The sequence below is a fragment of the Actinomadura sp. HBU206391 genome (genome assembly GCF_014323665.1).
Taxonomy (GTDB): Bacteria; Actinomycetota; Actinomycetes; order Streptosporangiales; family Streptosporangiaceae; genus Actinomadura_C.
In genome coordinates, this window is the sequence record NZ_JABVEB010000075.1 from 1 (window position 1) to 21,964 (window position 21,964).

A 21,964-nucleotide genomic window follows, 5' to 3' on the forward strand; every position below is an offset into this window, starting at 1 on the left:
GAAATGTTGCGGGTGTGTTACGCAAATAGCACTTGTCGGCAACGGCCGCCCAGGTAACTATGTCTGTTATCGCGGACAAAGTGTTCATAGTCGCGAACAAAGTCTTGTCCCTGTCACGGCCGTCCGGCAGGAAGGGCGGTGACGGGCGTGGTGCGGGTCACCGCTGGAGGTGGTCGACGGACTTGCGGTCCGTCGACGCGGTGCGATCGACGAGGGGGAGCGACCGATGAGCGGTGACCTGAGGGGGTCCGGTGACGTCGCCGGTGTGGCCGGCGCACGTGCCGGTCTGCTGACGCGCACCCAGGTGGCGGCCCGCGCGGCCTACGTGTTGCGCGGCAACGACCGGGGCGGCCTGACGGTGGCGGCGCCGTGGCTCTACCCGCACATGTGGAGCTGGGACGCGGCGTTCGTCGCGATCGGCCTGGCCCGGCTGTCGGCCTCCCGTGCTCTGACCGAGCTGGAGACGCTCTTCGCGGCCCAGTGGCGCACCGGCATGGTGCCGCACATCGTCTTCTCGCCCGGCGCCCCCCTGTACGAACCCGGTCCGGACCGGTGGGCCTGCCGGGAGGCGTGCCCGGACGCTCCGCCGGACCCGGCGACGAGCGGGATCCTGCAGCCCCCGGTGCACGCCGTCGCGGTCCGGCGCATTCTCGACGCCGTGCGCATCGCCGACGCGGCGGAACGGCGCGACGTCGTCGGCCGGATCCGCGCTCTCTGGCCGGCCCTGCTCGCCTGGCACCGCTACCTGGTCGCGCACCGGGACCCCGAGCGTCGCGGCCTCCTCACCCTCTACCACGGGTGGGAGAGCGGGATGGACAACTCGCCCCGCTGGGACGGGCCGTACGCGGACGTGGTCCCGAGCCCGCAGTTCACGCCGTTCCGCCGGTCGGATGTGCACGCGCTCGCCGGTGCGGCGGCGGGGGGAACGGCGGCGGGTACGGCGGCGGGTACGGCGGGCGGCACGGGCAGGGGCGGTGCGGCCAAGGCCGGTGTGGTGTCGGGCGGTGCCGCGCAGCGGCCCACGGACGCCGACTACAAGCGCTACCAGTGGCTGGTCGAGGAGCTCAGGCAGGCGGGGTACGACGACGCGCGCATCCAGAGCACGCTCAGCTTCCAGGTCGCCGACGTGTTCGCCAGCGCGATCTTCGCGGCGGCCAACGAGGAACTCGCCATGGTCGGCGACGAACTCGGCCTCGAAGGCGTCGACGAGCTGCTCGGTCACGCCGCCCGGTTCCGCCGTGGCGTCATCGGCACCACCGATGAGCGCGGTTTCGCCGCCGACCTGAACCTGCGGCGCGGCACGTTCCTGCGCACGGACACGATCGCCGGGTTCGCGCCGCTCCTGTGCGGGGGGCTGGAGCCCGCCCGGCAGCGGCGGCTCATGGAGCTGCTGGCCTCGCCGGCGTGGTGCGGGCATCCCGGGCTGGCCTGCGCCGTCCCGCCGAGCACGAGTCCCGCCGCGCCCGACTTCGACCCCGTGCGCTACTGGCGCGGGCCGCAGTGGCCGCCGATGAACTGGCTCCTGATCTGGGGGTTGGAGCGGTGCGGTGAACCGGACGCCGCGCACCGGATGCGCGAGGCCACCCTGGAACAACTGTCCGACGGCGTGTTCGCGGAGTACTACCACCCGTTCACCGGCGAGCCCTTCGGCGGCCGGCCCCAGTCATGGTCGGCCGCGGTGGCGCTGGACCTGCTCGCACGGTGAGCGGGCCCGCCCAGGCTTGATCCAGGCCGACCGGGTGTGTCACGGTGATGGAAACCCGGGGGACGGCTGCGTTGATCGCGGCGGTGAGCCCGGGCGCGATCGGAGGTACCCGCGGCCATGGACGACGCGAAGCGGCGTGATGCACGGCGGCGCGGTGGGAGCGCCGGCCATGCGTGATCGCCCCGGCAGCACGGTGCGGACCCGGGTGCACGTCGTCACGGACGGGCAGGAGCGGATCCGGCGCGACACCCTGGCGACCGAGGAGCCGCTCGAGCTGAGGCTGCTGGCCGGCGGCGACCGCCGCACGCTCGCCGTCACCATGCGCACGCCTGGCCACGACTTCGAGCTGGCGGCGGGGTTCCTGCACGGCGAGGGCGTCATCGCGAGCGCCGACGACGTCCGCCGCATCTCCTACTGCACCGACGTGGACGTCGAACAGCAGTACAACATCGTCAACGTCGGGCTCGACGAGCTGCCGGATCTGCCCGGCCTCGACCGGCACTTCACCACCACGAGCGCGTGCGGGGTCTGCGGCAAGGAGAGCCTTGAGGCACTCAAGATCCGCGGTTGCCCGGTGCTCGGCGACGGGCCCTCGGTGGACGCTGAGACGCTGTACGGGCTGCCCGACGCGCTCCGGAAGGCACAGGGTCTGTTCGAGTCGACCGGAGGGCTCCACGCGGCGGGGCTGTTCACCGCGGACGGCTCGCTGCTCTGCGTGCGCGAGGACGTGGGCCGGCACAACGCCGTCGACAAGCTGATCGGGTGGGCGCTGATGTCGGGTCGCCTGCCGCTGCGCGACCACGTGCTCATGGTGAGCGGCCGGACCAGTTACGAGATCATGCAGAAGGCCCTCGCGGCCGGACTGCCCGTCGTCTGCGCCGTCTCGGCGCCGTCCAGCCTGGCGGTCTCGCTCGCCGAGGAGTTCGGCATGACGCTCGTCGGGTTCCTGCGGGACCGGCGCTTCAACGTGTACGCCGGCGCCGAGCGCGTGCGCCTGACCGCCGCCCGGCCCGAGGTGATCCAGACCGGCCCGAGGTGAATCGGCCGCCCGGGCGGACCATGCGGGCCGGGATCCGGGCGCCGGTCAGCGGTACTTGCGTCCCGTACGAGAGGCCAGCCGGCCGGTGAGGCCGCGCGGCACCAGTTTGCCCAGGCCGACGATGGCCTTGTACTGCGCGCCCGGCACGCTCACCCGTGTGCCGCGCCGGAGGTCGCGCACGGCCGCGGCGGCCGTCCGGTCGGCGTCGAGCCACATGAATTCCGGCAGCCCGGACATGTCCATCTTGGCGCGCTCGTGGAACTCGGTGTGCGTGAAACCGGGGCACAGCGCCATGATGTTGACGCCCGTACCGGCGAGGTCGTTCGCCACGCCCTCGCTGAAGCCGACCACCCAGGCCTTCGACGCGCCGTAGGTGCCCCTGGAGAAGAACGCGGCCACCGACGCGACGTTGACGACGCCGCCGCGGCCCCGCTCGATCATGCCGGGCAGCGCGGCGTGGGTGAGGCGCAGGACCGCCTCGCAGTGGACCTTCAGCATCGTGAGCTCATCGGCCAGGGGCACGTCGAGGAACCGGCCCTTGTTGCCGAAGCCCGCGTTGTTCACCAGCAGGTCGACGCCGGCCGCGGCCCGGTCCTCGGCCGCCCGCAGGCCGTCGTCGGTGGACAGGTCGGCGACCAGGACCTCGACCGCCACGCCGTACTTCTCGCGGTGCTCTTCGGCGGCGCGGGCCAGCCGCGGCTCGTCGCGGGCGAGCAGGACGAGGTCGAAACCGTCGGCGGCGAGGCGGCGGGCGAAGGCCGCGCCGATTCCGGCGGTCGCGCCGGTGATGAGGGCGGTGGGCATGGGCCGAGTGTAGGGCCGCGTGTGCCACCGCGCCGGATCAAGCCGTCCGTACCTGGAAGTCGCGCGGGTCGGGGCGTCTCGTGGCGCGGCGGTAGGCCACGGTGAACCCCGGCCAGTTGGCCACGTGCCGGCCCCGCTCGTCTGTGTACCAGCTGGAGCAGCCGCGGTTCCACACGGTCGCCCGCATGCGCTCCTGTACATCTTCGACGAAGGCGCGCTGCACCTCCGGGCGCACGTCGATCCAGGCCAGGCCGTGGCGGCGGATCGCGGCGACACAGCCGAGGATGTAGCGGATCTGCGACTCCAGCATGAAGATGACCGAATTGCCGCCGAGGTTGGTGTTGGGCCCGTACAGCAGAAACAGGTTGGGAAAGCCGCTGACCGTGATGCCGAGGTAGGCCTGAGCCCCCTCTCGCCAGGCCTCGTTGAGCTCCAGTCCATCGCGCCCGGTGATCCGCATCGGGGCGAGGAAGGCACCGGCGTCGAATCCGGTGCCGTAGATGATCGCGTCGACCGTCCGCTCCTTGCCGTCCCGGGTCACCACCCCGGTGGGCGTGATCCGCTCGATCGGGTCGGTGACGAGTTCGACGCCGGGGCGGGTGAGCGCACGGTAGTAGTCGCCCGACAGCAGGATCCGCTTGCACCCCATCGGGTAGTCGGGGATCAGCGCCCGCCGCAGGTCCCGGTCGGCCACTTGCTCGGCCAAGCGCCGAAGGGTGACCTTGGCGGCCCGATCCATCAGCTGCGGGTACTTGACGAAGGCGGCGATGCGCGACTCATACGACAGGTAGATCTTCGCCCGGTGCAGCGCCTGCAGCGCGGGGACCCGGCGCAGCAGAGCCCGCTCCCACTCGGCGTACGGGCGGTCGGGCTTGTCGATGACGTAGGGCGCGGAGCGCTGGAACACGTGCATCCGGCCGGCCCGCTCGGCGACGGGCGGCACGAACTGAATGGCGCTGGCGCCGGTGCCGATGACCGCCACGCGCTTGCCGGTGAGGTCGTAGTCGTGGTCCCACCTGGCCGAGTGGAAGCCCTTGCCCGCGAAGGTGCCGAGGCCCTCGATCGCCGGCATGGACGGCCGGCTCAGCTGGCCGCAGGCGGAGATGAGCACCCGGGCCGAGAGCTCGCCGGCCGTGGTGCGGATCCGCCAGACCCCGGCATCCTCGTCGAAGACGGCCTCGAGCACCTCGCTGCCGAACCGGATGTGCGGTGTGACGCGGTGGGCGTCCGCGCAGTCCCGCAGGTAGCGCAGTATCTCCTGCTGCGCAGGGAACCTGCGGGTCCAGTCGCTCTTCGGGGCGAAGGAGAAGGAGTAGAGGTGGGACGGCACGTCGCACGCCGCGCCGGGGTAGGTGTTGTCCCGCCAGGTTCCGCCGACCTCGTCGGCCTTCTCCAGGACCACCAGGTCGTGCACGCCCTCCTGCTTGAGCCGGATCGCCATGCCGATCCCGCCGAACCCGGCTCCGATGATCACGACGCCGTGCGGAGAGCTCATGCTGCTGTCCCGAATGTCGTTCTAAGCGTGCGGGCCAGCCGTGAGCGTACGCGATCGGATGGTCATGCGACAGGCCCATGGCTTCCGCGCCGCTGCGGGAACGGCTGGACAGGTCTCCACCCGCGGACCTGGCCGACCTGGTGATGCACCTCGCCGACCTGTCCCGGCCACGCCCGGCGCAGAAGTGGCGCCGGCGTTGCCCGGCGCTTTGGGGTCCGCATTCGCCCATGACCTGGTCGAGCAGTGCCTGCGAGGGCTGGCCACCGGTGAGCCCTTGTGCAGCGATATCCACGGTTCCAGATATCCGGTCCACTACCACTATCTCGCGCACCCGGACCACGGAGATCTCGCGCGTGGCCTGGTCTGGGCGGCCGCGCTCGCGGGCGGCGCATCGGCGGTCCCCTCCCTCACCGCCCTCGCCGTGCGAACGGGCGGCCCCCGAAGCGACGTGGCCCAAGACCTCAAACTCGCCGGAGCGGCGCTCAACGCGCTCGGGGACATCGACGACCCGTCGGCGCTGGAGGCGCTCTGGCGACTCCAGGCGAAGATCAAGGATCGGGGGCTGCGCAAGCAGCTCGACATCGCTCTGCGGGCGGCGGCCGAACGGCAGGGGATCACACCGGGCCAGCTCGTCGAACGGAGCGTTCCGGCGCACGGACGGGGGGCCGGCGGATCACAGGCTTGGAAACTCGGTGACCACGAGGCCACGGTGGTGATCGAGGATCCGGTGACCGTGCGGCTCGCCTATGCCGCCGCGGACGGCCGCGCGCTGCGGTCGGCGCCCACAACCGTCAGGGAGTCCCACGCGGAATGGCGTGCCTGCCTCTACCACGAGAACGCCGACGAGGACGCGGACTACGCACCCGACTACGCCGCCACCGACCAGGTCCGATTCGAGCGGCGCGACGGCCGGCAGTGGCGAGAGACCCCGCTCGATGAGGTGCCGCCCATCGTGTTCGGCGAGGCCATGCGGGACGTGGACCTGTTCGTCGGAGTGACGTCCATCGCCGCCGACCCGGACTGGGACGATCGCGGTGAGGACCGCTTCGGCGGCTACTGTCGTACTGCCAGTTTCGCCGAGCTGACGGGCAGCGCCGAGGTGCGCCGTGACGTGCTGAAGCGCATCATCCCGAAGACCAGGATCGGCGGCCGCTGCTCGGTCGACGGCCGCTTTCTCGTGGTCCGCGGTGCGCTGCGGACGTACGAGCGGCTGGCACTGATCCTCAGCAAGGCGTTCCTGCTCGCCGACGACGCCGGCATCACCGACGCGACCGTCCTCCAGCAGATCAAGAGAGGTACCTGACGACGCCGGAGGCTTGGCGTCATCCGCGCGCCCTGGCGTGCGGCGGGGTGAGAATGGAGTGTGGCTCGCTGGGTGCTCCACGTCGACCTCGACCAGTTCGTGGCCGCGGTCGAGGTGCTGCGCCGCCCGGAGCTGCGCGGGCGTCCGGTGGTCGTCGGCGGTGACGGTGATCCGGCCAAGCGCGGCGTGGTGAGCACGGCCTCCTATGAGGCCCGCGCGTACGGGGTGCACTCTGGTCTCCCGCTGCGCACGGCGGTGCGGCGATGTCCTGACGCGGTCTTCCTGCCCGTCGACAGGGAGGCATACGAGGCCGCTTCGTCCGAGGTGATGGCGGCCCTGCGGGAGCTCGAGTCCGTGGTGGAGGTGATCGGCTGGGACGAGGCCTTCCTCGCCGTCGACACGGCCGACCCCGAGTCGACGGCCCGCAGGATCCAGGCACGCGTGCGCGAGTCGACCGATCTCGACTGCACGGTCGGCATCGGGCAGAACAAGCTGCAGGCCAAGCTGGCGACCGGATTCGGCAAGCCCGCCGGCGTCTTCCGGCTCACCGGCCGGACGTGGTTCGACGTGCTCGGTGACCGGCCCACCGACGCGCTGTGGGGCATCGGGCCCAAGACCGCCAAGCGGCTCAACGAGATGGGCATCGGCACGGTCGGGCGGCTCGCGGCCGCCGATCCGCGCGACCTCGCCGCGCGGTTCGGCCCGGCGACCGGGCCGTGGCTGGTGCGGCTCGCCCAGGGCCGGGACGAGTCGCCGGTGGTGGGCACCCCCTACCTGGCGCGCTCCCGCAGCCGCGAGACCACCTTCCAGCAGGACCTGGACGACTGGGACGAGGTACGGCGGGAACTGGTGCTCTTGGCCCGGCGGGTCGCGGGCGATGTCGCCGCCGAGCGGCGGCCCGCCTCCCGCGTCGTGGTGAAGGTGCGTTATGCGCCCTTCATCACCCACACCCACGGCCACGCGCTCGCGGCGCCGACCACAGAGGTGGAGGCGATCGAGCAGGCCGCCCTCGCCGCCCTCGACCGGTTCACCGAACGCCGGCCCGTGCGGCTGCTCGGGGTCCGGGCCGAGTTCGTCCGCTGACCTGGCGGGGGACACGACCGGCGGTCACCCGGAGCGGCCGGCTCGCGCCACACGGAGCCGTCGGCTCTCCGGTGAGACCACGAGTGCCTTTTGTCAGTGCCCGCTGCCAGGATCTGTTCCAGCCGGGCGACCGGTCGGGCGGGTCCACTCACGGGGGCGTGGGCCCGCCGGCCGTGCCCCATCGTTCGAAGGCCATCGCCGAGCCGACCCTGAGGTTGGGACCCGTGACCCGTGTACTGTCGCCGCGCATCACCCGACGAGCGTCTGTGAGGCGAGCCGATGACCGCTGACCTCCGCGACATCGGCATTCACGACATCGTGCTGTCGCCGTGGCCGCTGCCGCGTTCGCCGAACTGACCGCTCCTCGCGGGCAGAACGCCGTCCCGGCGCAGTGGCCCGATCTCTCCCAGGTCAGCGACGAGGAGCTCGGGGTGCTCCTGCTCACGGCCTACGCGAACACGGCCGGCTCACTGAGGTTCGCGGTGCAGCATGCCGTCGAGACACGGCAGGTGCGATACAGCCCCGACTCGTGCCGGCGGCTGCTCGCGGTCCTCGTCGACGGGTTGGCCAGAAGGGACGCGGCCGACCTGCCGCTGGCGGCCGGCGCCCTGCTGCGCTGCACCGGCGCCTGGCCGGACGACCTCGCCGGTCCAGCGGAGACACTGGTCCGGTTCATGGTGGGCAAGGGGCGGATCGAGCATCGCCGGGCCCTGCTCGCGGTGGCCGCGGTGGCCGGGCAGCGCGTGCGGCGGAAGATCGGGCGGGCGATCGCTCCGAACGGCCGGATCGCCCAGGACGAGCTCGAGCTCGCTCTGACGTGGGACACGGCCGGCATCGCGCTGATGGCCGAGGTGACCGACCGATCGTACGGTTCACCGCCGATGCTGCCGGAGGCGTGGCAGCGGCTGGCCGCCACCGACTACGCGGGCTTCGCCCGGCGGGCGCTCGAGGCGGCCGACGCCCGGTTGGCCGCCATCCAGGCGGGCGAGATCCGCTACGTGGCCGACAAGGCGTTCACCGCCGACGAGGTTCGCACGCTGGAACGCGCGGCCCGGGTGGCGCTCGCGCGTGACGAGACCTGGCTGCCGGCGCTGCTCGACCGGCTGCTCCGCGGTGTCGCGGTGGCCCCCACGAAGGCCAAGACGCTGCCCTCCCAGGCACTGCTGTACGCGGTCGCCCGCGCAGCCCAGGACTTTCCCACCCCCGAGGCGGCGACCCTGCTGCGCACGGTGCGCGGCATCACCCGGCACGCCGGGGTGCCCAAGCAACTCGACCGGATGCTCAAGAAGATCGAGGCCGCGCTCGCCGATCGCACCGAGGTCGCGCTGCGCCTGCCGGGCCTCGGCTTCGGCCGGGACGGCGTGCTGCGGACTCCGGTCGGCGGCCACGAGGCCGTCATCACGGTGACCGACGAGGTCGAGCTGGAGTGGCGAGGGCCGGGCGGAAAGCCGCTGCGCTCGGTGCCGGCGGCCGTTCGGCGCGATCACGGTGCGACGGTGACCGAACTGCGTGACCTGGTCAAACGGGTCCGCGCCCACCTGACCACGCTCGGCCGGGCGCTGGAGGCCGGGTTCACCGTCGAGCGTGCCCAGCCGTACGGCCGGTGGCGGGACGAACTGCTCACCCACCCGATCGCGGGAACGGTGGTCTCCAGGCTGCTCTGGGAGATCGAGGTCTCCCCGGGCGACTGGCGGGCGGTGCTCCCCGGGGCGGCCGGCGGCGTCCTCCAGGACTCGGCGGGCCGTCCGGTGCCGCCGGCCGGCGACGACACCGCGGTGCGCCTCTGGCATCCCATCCGATCTCAGCCCGGCGAGGTACGGGCGTGGCGCGACCTGCTCGCCGAGCGGCAGGTTCGGCAGCCGTTCAAGCAGGCGTTCCGGGAGATCTATCTCCTCACCCCGGCCGAGGCGGAGACCCGGACCTACTCCAACCGGTTCGCTGCGCACATCGTGCACTACCGGCAGCTGTACGCGCTGCTCAAGGGCCGTGGCTGGACGACCGAGCTGCTCGGCCCCTGGGACGGTGGTGCCGAGGGCGACGCGAAGCGGACGCTCGCGGCGGGGGAGTGGCGGGCGAGCTTCTTCCACGAGTACGCCGAATGGGCCGAGGACCTCGAACTCGCCGCCACCGACCAGGTGCGCTTCGACCACCGCGAGGACGGGGTCTGGCGCGCCGCGCCGCTCGCCGACGTGCCCGCCATCGTGTTCAGCGAGGCGATGCGGGACGTCGACCTGTTCGTGGGCGTCACCTCCCTGGCAGCCGACACGGAGTGGGCCGACCACGGCGAGGACCGCCTCCGTGCGTACTGGCACCGGGCCGGTTTCGGCGAGCTCACCGCCAGCGCCGAGGTGCGGCGCGACGCACTGGCGCGCATCATCCCCCGTACCAAGATCGCAGACAGGTGCTCGCTCGATGGCCGCCATCTGGTCGTCCGGGGCGAGCTGCGTACCTACAAGATCCACCTGGGCAGCGCGAACATCCTGATGGAGCCGGACGACTCCTACCTGTGCGTCGTGCCGTCCCGTCGCAAGCCCGGCGACAAGGTCTTCCTGCCCTTCGAGGACGAGCGCCTCGCCCTGATCCTCAGCAAGGCCTTCCTGCTCGCCGCCGACAGTGAGATCACCGACGAGAGCATCCTTGTCCAGATCAAGCGAGGTGGCTGATGGCGGACGTGACGTTCCGGGACGAGACGGCGACCGGCCGGCCCATCGACGAGATCAACGTGCCCGGCCTGCCCGAGAGCATGACGGTGCGCGAGCTCGTCCGGCTGCGGGTCCGGGAGGAGGTCGCCCGCTTCAACGCACGCCCATCGCACCATTTCAACGGGCTGGTACGGCCCGATGACGCCGAGATCGAGCTCAACGGCTACCGGCTGCACCAGCAGCGGCGGATCGACTGGGAGCGGCAGGCCGACATCGCCGAACGGGCCTTCTCGAGCAACGGCTTCTTCGTGCTCGCCGGTGACCGCCAGGTCGAGGATCTCGACGAGGTGGTCGATCTCACCGCCGTGTCCGAACTCGTCTTCATCAAACTCTTCCCGCTCGTCGGCGGCTGAAAGGCGGGCAAGCGCGGTCAGGTCGTGAACTCGGGGAGCCGGTCACGCGCCACCGCTCGTAGGCGGCGCAGGTCGGCTTCCGGTACGCCCTGGTACGGCCACCGCATCCGGGTTCCCGTGGCGGTCCAGGCGCCGATCGCGGCCAGGAGCTTGTCGAGCGCCGCGTTGCAGTAGCCGTACCGCCGTTGCAACGGCAGCACCTCGGTGTCGAGGAAGCTCCGCAACCGGATCTCGACCGCCTCGGCGGCCGCCTGGTCGGTCGTGATCTGGGCCCACCACCACACGGCCGCGCGCGGGTTCAGACAAGCCACGTTGGAGTACGCTCCCGCCGCGCCGCGGCCGTACCCCGTGGCGAGATGGTGACCGGGCACGAACAGCGCGACGCGTCCGCTGACCGGCGCCATCGCGTCGTACCAGGTCTGATCGCCATCGGCGACCTTGACGCCGACGGTCTCGGGCACCGAGTCGAGCAGCCGGGAAAGGCCCGGGGCCGTCAGCACCCGCTTGGCGTGAGGCGGGTTGTAGAGCACCAGCGGCACCGGTGCGGCCTCGTCGGCCATGCGGCGCAGGAAGGCCAGGGTCTCCTGGTCGCTCGGCGCGAACCAGTCCGGCAGGATCACCTGGATCGCGCCCGGCGACAGGTCCCTGGCCCGGCGCAGCCGGCCCAGCGCCGTCTGCGGGCTGGGGTGTGCGGCACCGATCTGGAACGGCACGCCGGCGCGTTCGCAGACGTCCGCCACCATGCTCGAGAGCCGGTCGAACTCCTCCTCGCTCTGCGCCCAGAACTCGCCACTCGAGCCGTTGGTGTAGACGCCGTCGACACCGGCGGCCACCAGTTCGTGGACCTGTTCGCTCAGCCGCTCCCAGTCGATGCGATCGTCCGCGCCGATGGGCAACAGGACCGTGGCCCAGGTTCCGGTGAGGGCATCGGGGCTGAGCGCTCGCATGGCCGTCACTGTAGCCAATTGTTGATCTTCACCTGGACCTGCGGTCATTCCCGGGGCCGCGGCGCGTCCGGCGTCACAGGCCGGCGGGCAGCACGAAGGCGCGGAACATCGATGGCTGTTCGAAGGCAGCGACATCGACCAGGGTGTTGTGGTCGAAGCGCAGCAGGGTGAGCACGTACGGCATGAACACGGTTTCGCCGGGACGGCGCACGTAGCCGGCCGCGCCGAGCTGTCCGTTGGCTGTGATCGGCAGCAGTCGCCACTGGCCCAGGGAGTTCATGCCGGCGCGAAGCGCAGCGGTCACGTCCTGGCGACCACGCCATTCGCCGACCTGGACCTGCTCTCCAGCACCCGCTGCGGTATCGGCTCGCACGCCGCGCCCTGATCATCACGGCAGATCGGTTCGGCACCGTCGAGACTCAGTTCGTATCCGCCCCCGGCCGGAACACATCGCCGTGGTTCCGCCGGCCGTATGGCGCTGCGCATGGCCGGAATACTGGCAGACAAGACCGACGATTTCGCGATATGGCTATTGCGATCAGATCATGGGCCAGAGCGCGCAGACTGGCTGCGGCCGTGATGAGAACCGACGCTCATCACCCGGGATCTCCGGGTGGTCTCTGCACTGGAGGCGCCAGGTATGGACACGACCCCGGACCGCTCGATCGCCATTCCGGTCGAGGCGCTGGCCACCGTCCCGGCGGGATGCACCATGTGCGCATGGCACGGTGCGCCGGCCGTCCGCCGTGCCGGCTTCGCTCTGCAGTCCCGGCCCGCGCTGCGCACGCCGCGAGTGGGAGTCCTCTCCACCGGCATCGACCGGTTGGCCGAACACGCCGAGCGGGTGAAGATCGCCAAGATCGTGGACTGGCCGCTGTGCCGGCGCTGCGTCCGGACCAGGCGCGGATGGCTGTCACTGGCCGCGGTGCTGTTCTGGGGCGGACTCGCCGCGATGGCCGCGGCGGTCGTCGCCAGGATCGTGCTGGGTGAGGTCACGCCGGTGCTCGGCGTCCCGCTCCTCGGCGGATTCGTCATGGCGCTGTCCTCACCGGCCGCGTTCGTCGCGTCCAGCCTTCCTCGGATCACCAGGGCGCGGACCTCGACCGACGGCCGTTTCGTGCAGGTCACAGGCGCCGATCCGCGGTTCGTCGCCGAGGTCAGGACGCTGCTGGGCGGATCCTGACCGGGTCGCGATCGCCGAGGGGGTCAGCGGGAGCGGTCGAGCAGTGTGGCCGCGTGGTCGGGGACGTAGGTCTGCATGTCGCGCGGCGGGCGCTCGTATCCCTTGGACGGCGGTCGCGCGGGGAGTTCGAGCGGCTCCCGCTCGACCGGCTCGTGCGGGATGGTCGACAGCAGGTGGGCGATCGTGTTGATCCGCGCCCGGCGCTTGTCGTCGCTCTCGACCACGTACCAGGGCGCCTCCGGGGTGTCGGTGTAGAGGAACATCTGATCCTTGGCGCGGGAGTACTCCTCCCAGTGGGTGATCGACTTGAGGTCCATCGGCGACAGCTTCCAGCGCCGCATCGGATCATCGAGCCGTGACCGGAAACGGCGTTCCTGTTCGGCGTCGCTCACCGAGAGCCAGTATTTGCGGAGCAGGATGCCGTCCTCGACGAGGAGCCGCTCGAAGATGGGGCACTGGTGGAGGAAGCGCATGTACTCCTCCTTGGTGCAGAAGCCCATGACGCGCTCGACCCCGGCGCGGTTGTACCAGCTGCGGTCGAACAGCACGATCTCGCCGGCGGCGGGCAACTGCTCGACGTACCGCTGGAAGTACCACTGGGTCCGCTGCCGCTCGGTGGGCACGGGCAGCGCCGCGATGCGGACGGTCCTGGAGCTGAGGTATTCGGTGATCCGCTTGATCGTGCCGCCTTTGCCCGCCGCGTCGCGGCCCTCGAAGATCACGACGACGCGGGCGCCCTCGGACCGGACCCACTCCTGAAGATTCACCAGCTCGGCCTGCAGGCGGAGCAGTTCCTTGTCGTACACCTTGCGCGGCAGCCGGCGTGCGGCGTCGGGTCGGGACATGTCCCGCACGCTAGCCGTTCAGCGTCGGCGACCGCATCACCGAGAGCCGGCGGTGGTGCGGTCGCCGACACGAGCGAGGCCACCGTCAGCCGCCGATGCCGCCGGTCCCGCGGTCAAGTGGTCAGGCGATCCACGGCGGCACGCCCTTGTCGGTGCCGTCGGGGAGGGTGGCGCGCGCTCCGCCCGCGGCGGTCACGACGGCGGCGAAGCCGGCATGCGGATCGGCGGTGACCCGGCGTGGGACCGCCGGGGGCATGACCACCGTGTCGCCGGGCCCGACGCCGAAGGTCTCGCCGTCGACCTCGACGGTCGCCGCGCCGCCCACGACCGACCAGATCTGCTCGACATCGAAGAGGTGCAGCGGACCCTGCGCGCCGGGGTTCATGTCCACCCGCCAGAGGGACTGCCCCGCGCCGCCCAGGCTGGGAGAGGCGAACGTGGTCATCACGGCGTTGGGCGTCTCGGTGCGGCGGCTGTCGGCGGTACGGACGACGGACATCATCAAATCTCCTATAATCGACAACATGGTTGTCGTAATAGTGAACCTGGTTGTCTATCGTGTCAAGTGAGCCGCCGGGCTTCGAGCTGCCGCTGCGGCTCCTGCTCGGATTCCGGGTCCTCATCGACGACCTCCATGCGGAGCTCGCCCGGCATGGCCATTCCGAGCTGCGGCCGATGCACGGGTTCGTCCTTCAGGCGGTCGGCCCGCACGGCACGACCGCCGCCGAGCTCGGCCGCCGCCTGGGCATCTCCAAGCAGGCCGCGGGCAAGACGGTCGACGCGCTGGAGCGCCTCGGCTACCTGTCCCGCGGCTCCGACCCGCGCGACGCGCGGCGCAAGGTCGTACGGCTCACGCCGCGCGGCGTCGACTGCCTTGAGCGGTCGGCGCGCATCTTCGACGACCTGCGCAGGGGCTGGGCCGACGTGCTGGGCGCCGAGCGCCTGACCGCGCTGGAGTACGACCTGCGCCGGGTGACGCCGCCCGACCTGTTCCAGCTGGACGTGCCGGGCTGGTTCGGCGGCGGTTAGGCCGTGTTGATCGGATCGCCGGGTCGGGCCGTGATCAACCGGGCGGGGGAGGAAACTGAGGGTCTAGGTGTCCAGGAAGCTCTGCGCGACCATCACGCGCAGCGCGTTCGGCACCAGGCTGACCCGCACCGGCGTCTCGCCGCGGATCTCGCCGTCGACGTCGACGGGCAGCGGCGGATCGGTCTCGAGGTACACGTCGTCGGTGGTGAGCAACGCCGTCTGGGCCAGGGTACGCCGATGGCCGGTGAGCGCATGGCGCGCGGTCTCGGCGGCGAGCCGCAGCCGCGCACCGTCGCCCAGCCGGTAGACGGCGAGCATCCGGTCGTCCGCGCTGGCGTCCGCGGCGATCGGGCGGCCGGCGTGATGACTGCCGTTGGCGACGTTCAGCTGGTGGGTGGTCAACCGGCGTGTGGTGTCGCCGACCCGCACTGTCGCGTCGAACGGCTGGTGCGCGGGCATCAGGCGCAGCGCGGTGAGGGCGTAGGCGCCCCGGCCGACGACCCGCTTGAGCCTGTGCGGAACGTGCCCGGCCACCTCGACCGACAGCCCGACGCTGATCATGTTGGCGAAGACGTCGCCCGGCGCGTCCGCCGGTTCCGCGTCGTACCGCACCCGGCCGACGTCGACGTCGGCGACCTTTCCGTCGCGGAGCACCGCGACCGCCCGCGCGAGGTTCAGCGGCAGCCGCAGGCTGCGGGCGAAGTTGTTCGTGGTGCCGAGCGGCAGCAGTCCCAGCGCGACGTCGCGCTCCGCGACATGGCTGACGGCCTCCTTGACGGTGCCGTCGCCGCCGCCGACGACCACCAGATCCGGGTCGGAGTCCAGCGTCTCCCGGAAGATCTCCGGCATTCGGCTCGGGTCGGCGATCGGGAAGACCTCGTCGAAGCGCAGGCCCGCCTCATCGAGGAGCCTGCCCGCCTCGTCGAAGTAACGCCGGCCACGCCGTGAACGCGTGTTGACGATGAGGACGGCTCGTCCTCCGTTCCTGATCGCGGCTTCGAGCTGCGGCTTGCTCCGCATGTCGAGTGGTCTGTCCCTTCCGGGGGCGGGCGGCGCCGATCCCTGTGATCGTCTTGTCCATACCCATGGTCCCGCACCTGGGCGGCCGGGGAGACGGGCCCGTACCCGGCGAGAGAGGTTCAGGTTCAGGGAACCGCGTGATGGCCGCCCTGGTCACCGCCCGAGCCTCGATGCGGCGCGTCGGGTGCGGCGAGGTGGCGGGGGCCGTGCGCGTCCTCGCAGTGGTGGGCGTCGTCCACTCGCTGTTCCGGCGCGTGGTCGACCTCCAGGGTCGTGTGGGTGATCCCGTAGGCGTCCCGCAGCACCTTCCCGAGATCCCGCCGTACGGCATGGCAGTCTCCCCCCTGGTCCACCAGCACGTGGGCCGACATGGCGGCATAGCCGGAGGTGAGCTCCCACACGTGCAGGTCGTGCACCTCGACGACGCAGGGTCGTGCGGCCAGCCGGGCGCCGATCTCGCCCGGGTCCATGCCCATGGGCGCGGCCTCCATCAGGATCCGCCCGGCGTCGCGGAGCAGCCCGTAGCCCGCCTTGAGCATCAGCGCGGCCACGACCAGCGTGGCGATCGCGTCCGCGCGGGCGAAGCCCGTGAGCCACACCACCAGGCCGGCGATCGCGGTGGCGACGAACGCGTAGAGGTCGTTGAGGACGTGCTGGAAGGCCCCTTCCACGTTGAGGTTGCCGCGGTCCGCCCGGCTCAGCAGCCAGGTGGTCAGCACGTTGACCGCGATGCCGACGATGGCGGTCGCGAGCACCAGGGGGCCGGCGACCTCGGGCGGTTCGATCAGCCGCCGGACGGCCTCGAAGACGAAGTAGGCCGCCAGCAGGATGAGCGTCAACCCGTTGAGCTGGGCGGAGAGGATCTCGGCTCGCTTGAGCCCGAAGGTGTAGCCGCCCCTCGGCGGGCGCGCGGCCACACGCATCGCGATGAGGGCCAGCCCGATCGAGAAGGCGTCGGTGAGCATGTGCCCGGCGTCGGAGAGCAGGGCCAGTGAGCGGGCCACCAGCCCGACGACCACCTCGCCCGCCATGAAGGCCAGCAGCACCGAGAGCGCGGCCCACAGGAACCGGCGGTCGGCGGTCGCCGCCACCGCGTGGCCGTGCCCGTGCTCAGGACCGCGGCTCATCGCCCTCCCCCTTGTGGCCGAGATGGACGAGCGCGAGGTCGAGCAGCATCCGGACGTGCGAGTCGTCGAGACGGTAGTAGGCCATCCGGCCGGATCTGCGGACCCGTACGACCCGGTGGGCGCGCAGCAGCCGCAGCGCATGGGAGACCGCCGACTCGGTGTGCCCGCACGCGGCGGCGATGTCGCAGACGCACATCTCACCGCCCTCGAGCAGCGCGGTGATCACCCGGAGCCGGCCCGGGTCGGCGAGCAGCCCGAACACCTGAGCGAGCTCCTCGATCGACTCGGCGTCCGGCATGGCGCCCGCCACCATCCTGACGCGGTCGGGATCGATGATCCGGACCGCGCACTCGTCCAGTCTCTTATGTGAAGCAACGCTCATACGTTCAAATGTAGGGCATCGATGCGAGGAGAGCGAGCCATGACGTGGCCGGTCACCCGGGGTGGGCACCGGAGTCGCGGGCGTGGTCGCACGGTGGAGCCGAGCCCGGTGAGCCGTGAACCCGGCGCGGGTCGGCGGCCATGTCCCGCAAGCCGCCAGGGCCGGGCCGGCGACGCGTCGGCCTACCCCGGGCCGCTCGGCTGGTTGCGCTCCGACCACTCCGTGAGGTCACGGCGCTCGACGGCCGCGGCCATGAGGTCGGGGAAGACGTCGGGCGTGCAGGCGAAGGCCGGCACCCCCAGCGCGGCCAGCGCGGCGGCATTCTCGTGGTCGTAGGCCGGCGCGCCCTCGTCGGAGAGCGCCGTCAGCGCCACGACCTGGACACCGGCGGCGGTCATCGCGGCGACCCGCTTGAGCATCTCGGCGCGGACCCCGCCCTCGTAAAGATCGCTGATCAGTACGAAGATCGTTTCGGTGGGCCGGGTGATGAGGCCCTGGCAGTAGGCGATGGCCCGGTTGATGTCGGTGCCGCCGCCCAGTTGGGTGCCGAACAGCACCTCCACCGGGTCGTGCAACTGGTCGGTGAGGTCGACCACCGAGGTGTCGAAGACCACCAGCGAGGTGCGCAGCGACCTCATCGAGGCCAGCACGGCACCGAACACCCCGGCGTAGACGACCGACGCCGCCATCGAGCCGCTCTGGTCGATGCAGAGGACGACGTCGCGCTTGACGGCCTGCCGGCGGCGGCCGTACCCGATCAGCCGTTCGGGCACCACGGTGCGGTGCGACGGCAGGTAGTGCCGTAGGTTCACGCGGATGGTCCGGTCCCAGTCGACGTCGGCGAGCCGTCTCGGCCGCTGCACCCGGGCGGACCGGTCGAGCGCGCCGCTGATCGCCGACCGCGTGCGCTGGGCGAGCCGCTTCTCCAGTTCCCCGACCACCTTGCGCACGACGGCGCGGGCCGACTCCTTGGCCCGCTCGGGCATCACCTGGTTGAGCGACAGGATGGTGCCGACCAGGTGCACGTCGGGCTCGACCGCTTCGAGCATCTCCGGTTCGAGCAGCAGCCGGGTGAGGTTCAGCCGGTCGATGGCGTCCTTCTGCATGACCTGAACGACGGTCGAGGGGAAGAACGAGCGGATGTCACCGAGCCAGCGGGCCACCTTGGGCGCCGACGCGCCGAGACCGCCGCTGCGGCCGCCGCCGGACCGGCCGCCACCCCGGCCGGAACCGTAGAGCGACGCCAGTGCGGCGTCCATCCGGGCCTCGTCGCCGTCCAGGGCGACGCCGGTGCCGTCGGCCGCCTCGTCACCGAGCACCAGCCGCCACCGCTTCAGCCTCTCGTCGGCCTCCACACGCCCTCCCACATCCCAGTCGTGATCTTGTGTTGTCAGCGCCCCGGCCGCGTCATGGGGGAGAGGGCGGCCAGCCGAGGATCCGCAGGACGGTCTGAGCCGCCGGCGCGGCACGGGCTGCGTCGAGACCGGGCCCGTCCTCGTCCCCGGGATCGCCGAGTGCCGGCACGGGACGGCGAGCCGGGCCGAGGTGGCGCACGCGTTCGCCGATGGCGCGGCGCTCCGGGGACTCGAAGTCCGCGAAGGTCCGGCGCAGAAGCGGCAGCACGTCGGTGAACCACTCCGGCGAGAGGCCCGCGATCCAGCCGTCCACCAGTCGCAAGAGCGGCTCGTCGTGGACCAGGACCAGGCCGCCGCCGGCGAGGAAGCCCTCGATCCAGGCGGCGGCGCGGGCCGGCGACTCGCCGACCGACACGGCGCGGGCCATCCGGTCGGTCACCCGTCCGAGCTCCTCGCGGGGCGCGTGGGGAGCAGTCCCGCCGGCGGGCGTGTCCTCCAGCAACCCGGCGTCGAGCAGCAGCCGGGTCAGCCGGCCTTCGATCAGCCCGTGCAGCCCGGGCCGGTCGATCAGGCCGGCGAGCGTGTCCTGCCATCGGGCGATGTGCGCGGCGTCGTCGAGCAGGGCCAGTGCGGCGTGCACCCCGTCGATGTGTCCCAGCAGCGTACGGGCGGCGTCGTCGTCGATTCCCGAGACGGTCGGCGGCAGCCCGACGCAGACGCGCACCACGAGGCCGTCGACCACGGTGCGCAGCGGCCCGGTCGAGGTGCCGCGCACGTCGCCGTAGCGCAGGGTGCGGACCAGCGCCGGCAGCGCGGCCATCAGGTGCGCGACGTCGGTGTCCGCCGCGGCCCGGTCGGCGAGCGTCCGCATGACGTCCGGCAGCGCGTCGCCCAGATCGGCGAGCAGGCACCGCTCGGCGAGCGCGGTCAGGTCGGCCAGCGCCTCGGCGTCGGCGGCGAGCGATCGGGCCTTCGCCGCCGCGGCGCCGCGCACGGTGGTGCCCCACGCGCTCGCCTCGATGAGCTCAATGTCGAAGATCGGCCGCCACAGCAGCGTCCACGCCTCGCGGAAGGTGCCCTTGGTCCGCCCCGACTCGGCGGGCTCGCCCCACGGCACGTTCAGCAGCCGCAGCCGGTGCAGCAGCCGGCTGCGGTCGAGGTCCAGCGGCTTGCGCAGGTCGAGGTCGTGCTCCTTCTCCAGCGCCGACGGCCGCAGCCGCACCCGACGCTGCTCGGCCTGCAGGTCGCGCTGGAGCGGCACCATCGGCGTGCTGTCGGGTACGGAGCCGAGCCGCTCCCCGACCACCATGCGGCGCTGGATCAGCTGCGCGGGCAGTTCGGCGCCTTCGCAGAGAACGGCGAGGGTCGCCTCGGTGACCTCGTCGAGCCCGGCGAGTGGCCGTCCGCGCAGGACGGCGAGCGCGTCGGCGAGGCGTACCGCCTCGATGACATGTGCCGAGGAGACCGGGAGGTCTTCGTCGCGGAGCACCCGGGCCGCCTCGGTGAGCCAGCGTTCGACCGGCCGGTCGGGCTCGGTGAACAGATGGTGGTACCACCCGGGCGACCTGACGCCGGCGCCGTAGCCGGTCCGTCCCGACAGCCGCCCGTGCGTCCACGGCACCCACGTGAGGGCCACCTTGGCCTTGGGCATCCCGCGCAGCGTCCGGTCGTCGTCGGCCGCGGTGATCGTGCCGGAGCCGCGCGCCGGGCCGAGGCCGGCGGCGATCCCGGGCACGTGCCAGGCCCCGCAGACGACCGCGATCCGCTCGTAGCCGTCCCTCAGCGCGCGGCGCAGCGTCTTGCGCATGTACGCCTCGCGCCGTTCCTCGCGCACGACGTGGGCCTCGGGCATGGCCGGCGCGTGCTCGCGCAGCGTGGTCATGGCCTCGGCGATCGCCTCGAAGGGTGCCGGTCCCTCGCCGCGGTGCTCGACGACGTCGTCCCACCAGCGCTCCGCGTCGTCGTAGCCGGCCGCCTCGGCCAGCCGGCCGAGCGGATCGTGCCGCACCCGCTCCAAGGCCTCGGCCTCCTCGTCCTTAGGCTCGGCGTCGCCGCCGGGCAGGGCGTCGTCTCGTGGTTCGCCGTCCGGCCCGTCGGGGGCCGGGCCGGACGGGCCGGGGTGGTGATCGGGTGTCTCGGCGAGCTGATGGGCGGCCGGCAGGTCACAGAACCGGACGGGCACCTCGGCGGCCAGGGCATGGCGGATCGCCTGCCACTCCGGGCTGAACTCGGCGAACGGCCAGAACGCCGCCCGCCGGTCACCGCCCGCGCGCTCCGCGCCGTCCGCGCCGTCCGCAGGGACGTAGGCGAGCAGCGCCACCGGCGGCACCATGCCGGCGTCGGCGGCGAGCGCGACGATCGGATCCGCCTCCGGCGGACCCTCGATGAGCACCACCTCGGGTTTGAAATCCCCCAGCGCCCGGCCGAGCGCCCGCGCCGAACCCGGACCGTGATGCCGGATCCCGAAGATCCGGACGCGCTCGTCAGAGTGCGCCTGCGGGGTCATGAGACCTCGCGGCAGGCACGGTAGAAGTCGCGCCACTCCGTGCGCTCGCGCACCACCGTCTCGAGATACTCCTGCCAGATCACCCGGTCGGACACCGGATCCTGCACGACCGCGCCGACGATGCCGCCGGCGACGTCGGCGGCGCGCAGCACGCCGTCTCCGAAGTGCGTGGCGAGGACCCGGCCGCTGGTGATCACCGAGATCGCCTCGGCGGTGCTGAGCGTGGCGCTCGGCGACTTCAGCTTCGTACGGCCGTCGCCCGTGCGGCCGGACCGCAGCTCGCGGAAGATCGTCACGACCCGGCGGATCTCGTCGAGCCCGGCCGTGGCGTCCGGCAGTTCGAGGGTCGTGCCGATCTGCTGCACCCGGCGCGCGACGATGTCGACCTCCTCGTCGGCGGTCGCGGGCAGCGGCAGCACGACGGTGTTGAACCGACGGCGCAACGCGCTGGACAACTCGTTGACGCCGCGGTCGCGGTCGTTGGCGGTCGCGATGACGGTGAAGCCCTTGCGGGCCTGCACCTCGGTGCCGAGCTCGGGCACCGGAAGGGTCTTCTCCGAAAGGATCGTGATGAGGGTGTCCTGCACGTCGGACGGCATGCGGGTGAGCTCCTCGATGCGGGCGACGGATCCACCCCGCATCGCGCGCATCAGCGGACTCGGCACGAGGGCCTGCTCGGACGGGCCCTCGGCGAGCAGCCGGGCGTAGTTCCAGCCGTATCTGACCGACTCCTCGGCGGTGCCCGCCGTGCCCTGGACCAGCAGCGTGGAGTCGCCGCTGACCGCGGCCGCGAGGTGCTCGGAGACCCAGGTCTTGGCGGTGCCGGGCACCCCGAGCAGCAGCAGCGCCCGGTCGGTGGCGAGAGTGGCGACCGCCACCTCCATGAGGCGGCGCGGTCCGACGTACTTGGGACTGATCCGCGAGCCGTCCGGGAGCGTGCCGCCGAGGAGGTAGGTCGTGACGGCCCAGGGCGACCGCAGCCAGCCGGGCGGCCGGGGCCGGTCGTCGTGCTCGGCGAGCAGGGCGAGCTCGTCGGCGTACTGCTGCTCGGCGTGCGGGCGAAGCACGGCCTCGGTCATGGCGAAG

Annotated in this window: 20 protein-coding genes; 8 read left to right on the top strand and 12 right to left on the bottom strand. The window is 72.1% G+C overall.

Going from position 1 to position 21,964, the window contains the following annotated elements; all coding sequences use genetic code 11:
• Nucleotides 1–226 precede the first annotated feature (226 nt).
• Both HKK72_RS21250 and fdhD read left to right on the top strand, forming a co-directional pair.
• The gene (locus tag HKK72_RS21250; protein ID WP_261987035.1) at nucleotides 227–1,705 is read left to right on the top strand and encodes an amylo-alpha-1,6-glucosidase; all 1,479 of its coding nucleotides are present in this window, start codon (nucleotides 227–229) and stop codon (nucleotides 1,703–1,705) included.
• 169 nt (nucleotides 1,706–1,874) lie between these two features.
• Entirely contained in the window at nucleotides 1,875–2,744 is an 870-nt protein-coding gene (fdhD, locus tag HKK72_RS21255; RefSeq protein ID WP_187236155.1) for a formate dehydrogenase accessory sulfurtransferase FdhD, read from the top strand.
• Between the two features lie 45 nt (nucleotides 2,745–2,789).
• On the opposite strand, the gene HKK72_RS21260 is transcribed toward fdhD, so the two are convergent.
• Together HKK72_RS21260 and HKK72_RS21265 are read right to left on the bottom strand one after the other, a co-directional pair.
• Nucleotides 2,790–3,548 (bottom strand): SDR family NAD(P)-dependent oxidoreductase, encoded by a 759-nt coding sequence (locus HKK72_RS21260; protein WP_187236156.1) that lies wholly within the window; start codon nucleotides 3,546–3,548, stop codon nucleotides 2,790–2,792.
• A 37-nt stretch (nucleotides 3,549–3,585) separates the two neighbouring features.
• Nucleotides 3,586–5,043, bottom strand: a complete 1,458-nt coding sequence (locus tag HKK72_RS21265; RefSeq protein WP_187236157.1) for a flavin-containing monooxygenase — start codon at nucleotides 5,041–5,043, stop codon at nucleotides 3,586–3,588.
• A 196-nt stretch (nucleotides 5,044–5,239) separates the two neighbouring features.
• On the opposite strand from HKK72_RS21265, the gene HKK72_RS21270 reads away from it, so the two are divergent.
• The 4 genes from HKK72_RS21270 (at nucleotide 5,240) to HKK72_RS21285 (ending at nucleotide 10,484) form a co-directional block, all read left to right on the top strand.
• On the top strand, nucleotides 5,240–6,346 hold the full coding sequence (locus HKK72_RS21270) for a hypothetical protein (RefSeq protein WP_187236158.1): 1,107 nt from the start codon (nucleotides 5,240–5,242) through the stop codon (nucleotides 6,344–6,346).
• Nucleotides 6,347–6,406: 60 nt separating this feature from the next.
• Nucleotides 6,407–7,429: a DNA polymerase IV gene (locus HKK72_RS21275; protein WP_187236159.1), complete on the top strand. Its 1,023-nt coding sequence runs from the start codon at nucleotides 6,407–6,409 to the stop codon at nucleotides 7,427–7,429.
• A 329-nt stretch (nucleotides 7,430–7,758) separates the two neighbouring features.
• The gene (locus HKK72_RS42285; RefSeq protein ID WP_187236160.1) at nucleotides 7,759–10,092 is read left to right on the top strand and encodes a DUF4132 domain-containing protein; all 2,334 of its coding nucleotides are present in this window, start codon (nucleotides 7,759–7,761) and stop codon (nucleotides 10,090–10,092) included.
• Nucleotides 10,092–10,484 (top strand): hypothetical protein, encoded by a 393-nt coding sequence (locus HKK72_RS21285; RefSeq protein WP_187236161.1) that lies wholly within the window; start codon nucleotides 10,092–10,094, stop codon nucleotides 10,482–10,484. The genes HKK72_RS42285 and HKK72_RS21285 overlap by 1 nt, the downstream gene beginning before the upstream one ends.
• A 17-nt stretch (nucleotides 10,485–10,501) precedes the next feature.
• Here the strand turns inward: HKK72_RS21285 and HKK72_RS21290 are convergent, their stop codons facing one another.
• Together HKK72_RS21290 and HKK72_RS21295 are read right to left on the bottom strand one after the other, a co-directional pair.
• On the bottom strand, nucleotides 10,502–11,431 hold the full coding sequence (locus HKK72_RS21290) for a dihydrodipicolinate synthase family protein (protein ID WP_187236162.1): 930 nt from the start codon (nucleotides 11,429–11,431) through the stop codon (nucleotides 10,502–10,504).
• A 73-nt stretch (nucleotides 11,432–11,504) separates the two neighbouring features.
• A complete protein-coding gene (locus HKK72_RS21295; protein ID WP_187236163.1) occupies nucleotides 11,505–11,804 on the bottom strand; it encodes a hypothetical protein in 300 nt (99 codons plus the stop codon).
• A 267-nt stretch (nucleotides 11,805–12,071) separates the two neighbouring features.
• On the opposite strand from HKK72_RS21295, the gene HKK72_RS21300 reads away from it, so the two are divergent.
• Complete coding sequence (locus tag HKK72_RS21300) at nucleotides 12,072–12,614, top strand: hypothetical protein (protein WP_187236164.1); 543 nt, start codon at nucleotides 12,072–12,074, stop codon at nucleotides 12,612–12,614.
• A gap of 23 nt (nucleotides 12,615–12,637) precedes the next feature.
• Here HKK72_RS21300 and ppk2 read toward each other — a convergent pair whose 3' ends face one another.
• Both ppk2 and HKK72_RS21310 read right to left on the bottom strand, forming a co-directional pair.
• Nucleotides 12,638–13,459: a polyphosphate kinase 2 gene (ppk2, locus tag HKK72_RS21305; RefSeq protein ID WP_187236165.1), complete on the bottom strand. Its 822-nt coding sequence runs from the start codon at nucleotides 13,457–13,459 to the stop codon at nucleotides 12,638–12,640.
• 121 nt (nucleotides 13,460–13,580) lie between these two features.
• Complete coding sequence (locus HKK72_RS21310; RefSeq protein ID WP_261987036.1) at nucleotides 13,581–13,961, bottom strand: cupin domain-containing protein; 381 nt, start codon at nucleotides 13,959–13,961, stop codon at nucleotides 13,581–13,583.
• Between the two features lie 56 nt (nucleotides 13,962–14,017).
• Between HKK72_RS21310 and HKK72_RS21315 the strand changes: the two genes are divergently transcribed.
• Nucleotides 14,018–14,488 (top strand): MarR family winged helix-turn-helix transcriptional regulator, encoded by a 471-nt coding sequence (locus HKK72_RS21315; protein WP_187236166.1) that lies wholly within the window; start codon nucleotides 14,018–14,020, stop codon nucleotides 14,486–14,488.
• A gap of 63 nt (nucleotides 14,489–14,551) precedes the next feature.
• Here HKK72_RS21315 and HKK72_RS21320 read toward each other — a convergent pair whose 3' ends face one another.
• The 6 genes from HKK72_RS21320 to HKK72_RS21345 all read right to left on the bottom strand — a co-directional run bounded on the left by HKK72_RS21320 (nucleotide 14,552) and on the right by HKK72_RS21345 (nucleotide 21,957).
• Entirely contained in the window at nucleotides 14,552–15,508 is a 957-nt protein-coding gene (locus tag HKK72_RS21320; RefSeq protein WP_187236167.1) for a diacylglycerol/lipid kinase family protein, read from the bottom strand.
• Nucleotides 15,509–15,633: 125 nt separating this feature from the next.
• On the bottom strand, nucleotides 15,634–16,635 hold the full coding sequence (locus tag HKK72_RS21325; protein WP_187236168.1) for a cation diffusion facilitator family transporter: 1,002 nt from the start codon (nucleotides 16,633–16,635) through the stop codon (nucleotides 15,634–15,636).
• Nucleotides 16,619–17,017, bottom strand: coding sequence for an ArsR/SmtB family transcription factor (locus HKK72_RS21330; RefSeq protein ID WP_187236169.1), 399 nt, complete (start codon nucleotides 17,015–17,017; stop codon nucleotides 16,619–16,621). Before HKK72_RS21330 ends, HKK72_RS21325 begins: the two co-directional genes overlap by 17 nt.
• Before the next feature lie 182 nt (nucleotides 17,018–17,199).
• A complete protein-coding gene (locus tag HKK72_RS21335; protein ID WP_187236170.1) occupies nucleotides 17,200–18,372 on the bottom strand; it encodes a VWA domain-containing protein in 1,173 nt (390 codons plus the stop codon).
• Nucleotides 18,373–18,424: 52 nt separating this feature from the next.
• A complete protein-coding gene (locus HKK72_RS21340; RefSeq protein ID WP_187236171.1) occupies nucleotides 18,425–20,878 on the bottom strand; it encodes a DUF5682 family protein in 2,454 nt (817 codons plus the stop codon).
• The gene (locus HKK72_RS21345; RefSeq protein WP_187236172.1) at nucleotides 20,875–21,957 is read right to left on the bottom strand and encodes an ATP-binding protein; all 1,083 of its coding nucleotides are present in this window, start codon (nucleotides 21,955–21,957) and stop codon (nucleotides 20,875–20,877) included. Before HKK72_RS21345 ends, HKK72_RS21340 begins: the two co-directional genes overlap by 4 nt.
• Nucleotides 21,958–21,964 lie beyond the last annotated feature (7 nt).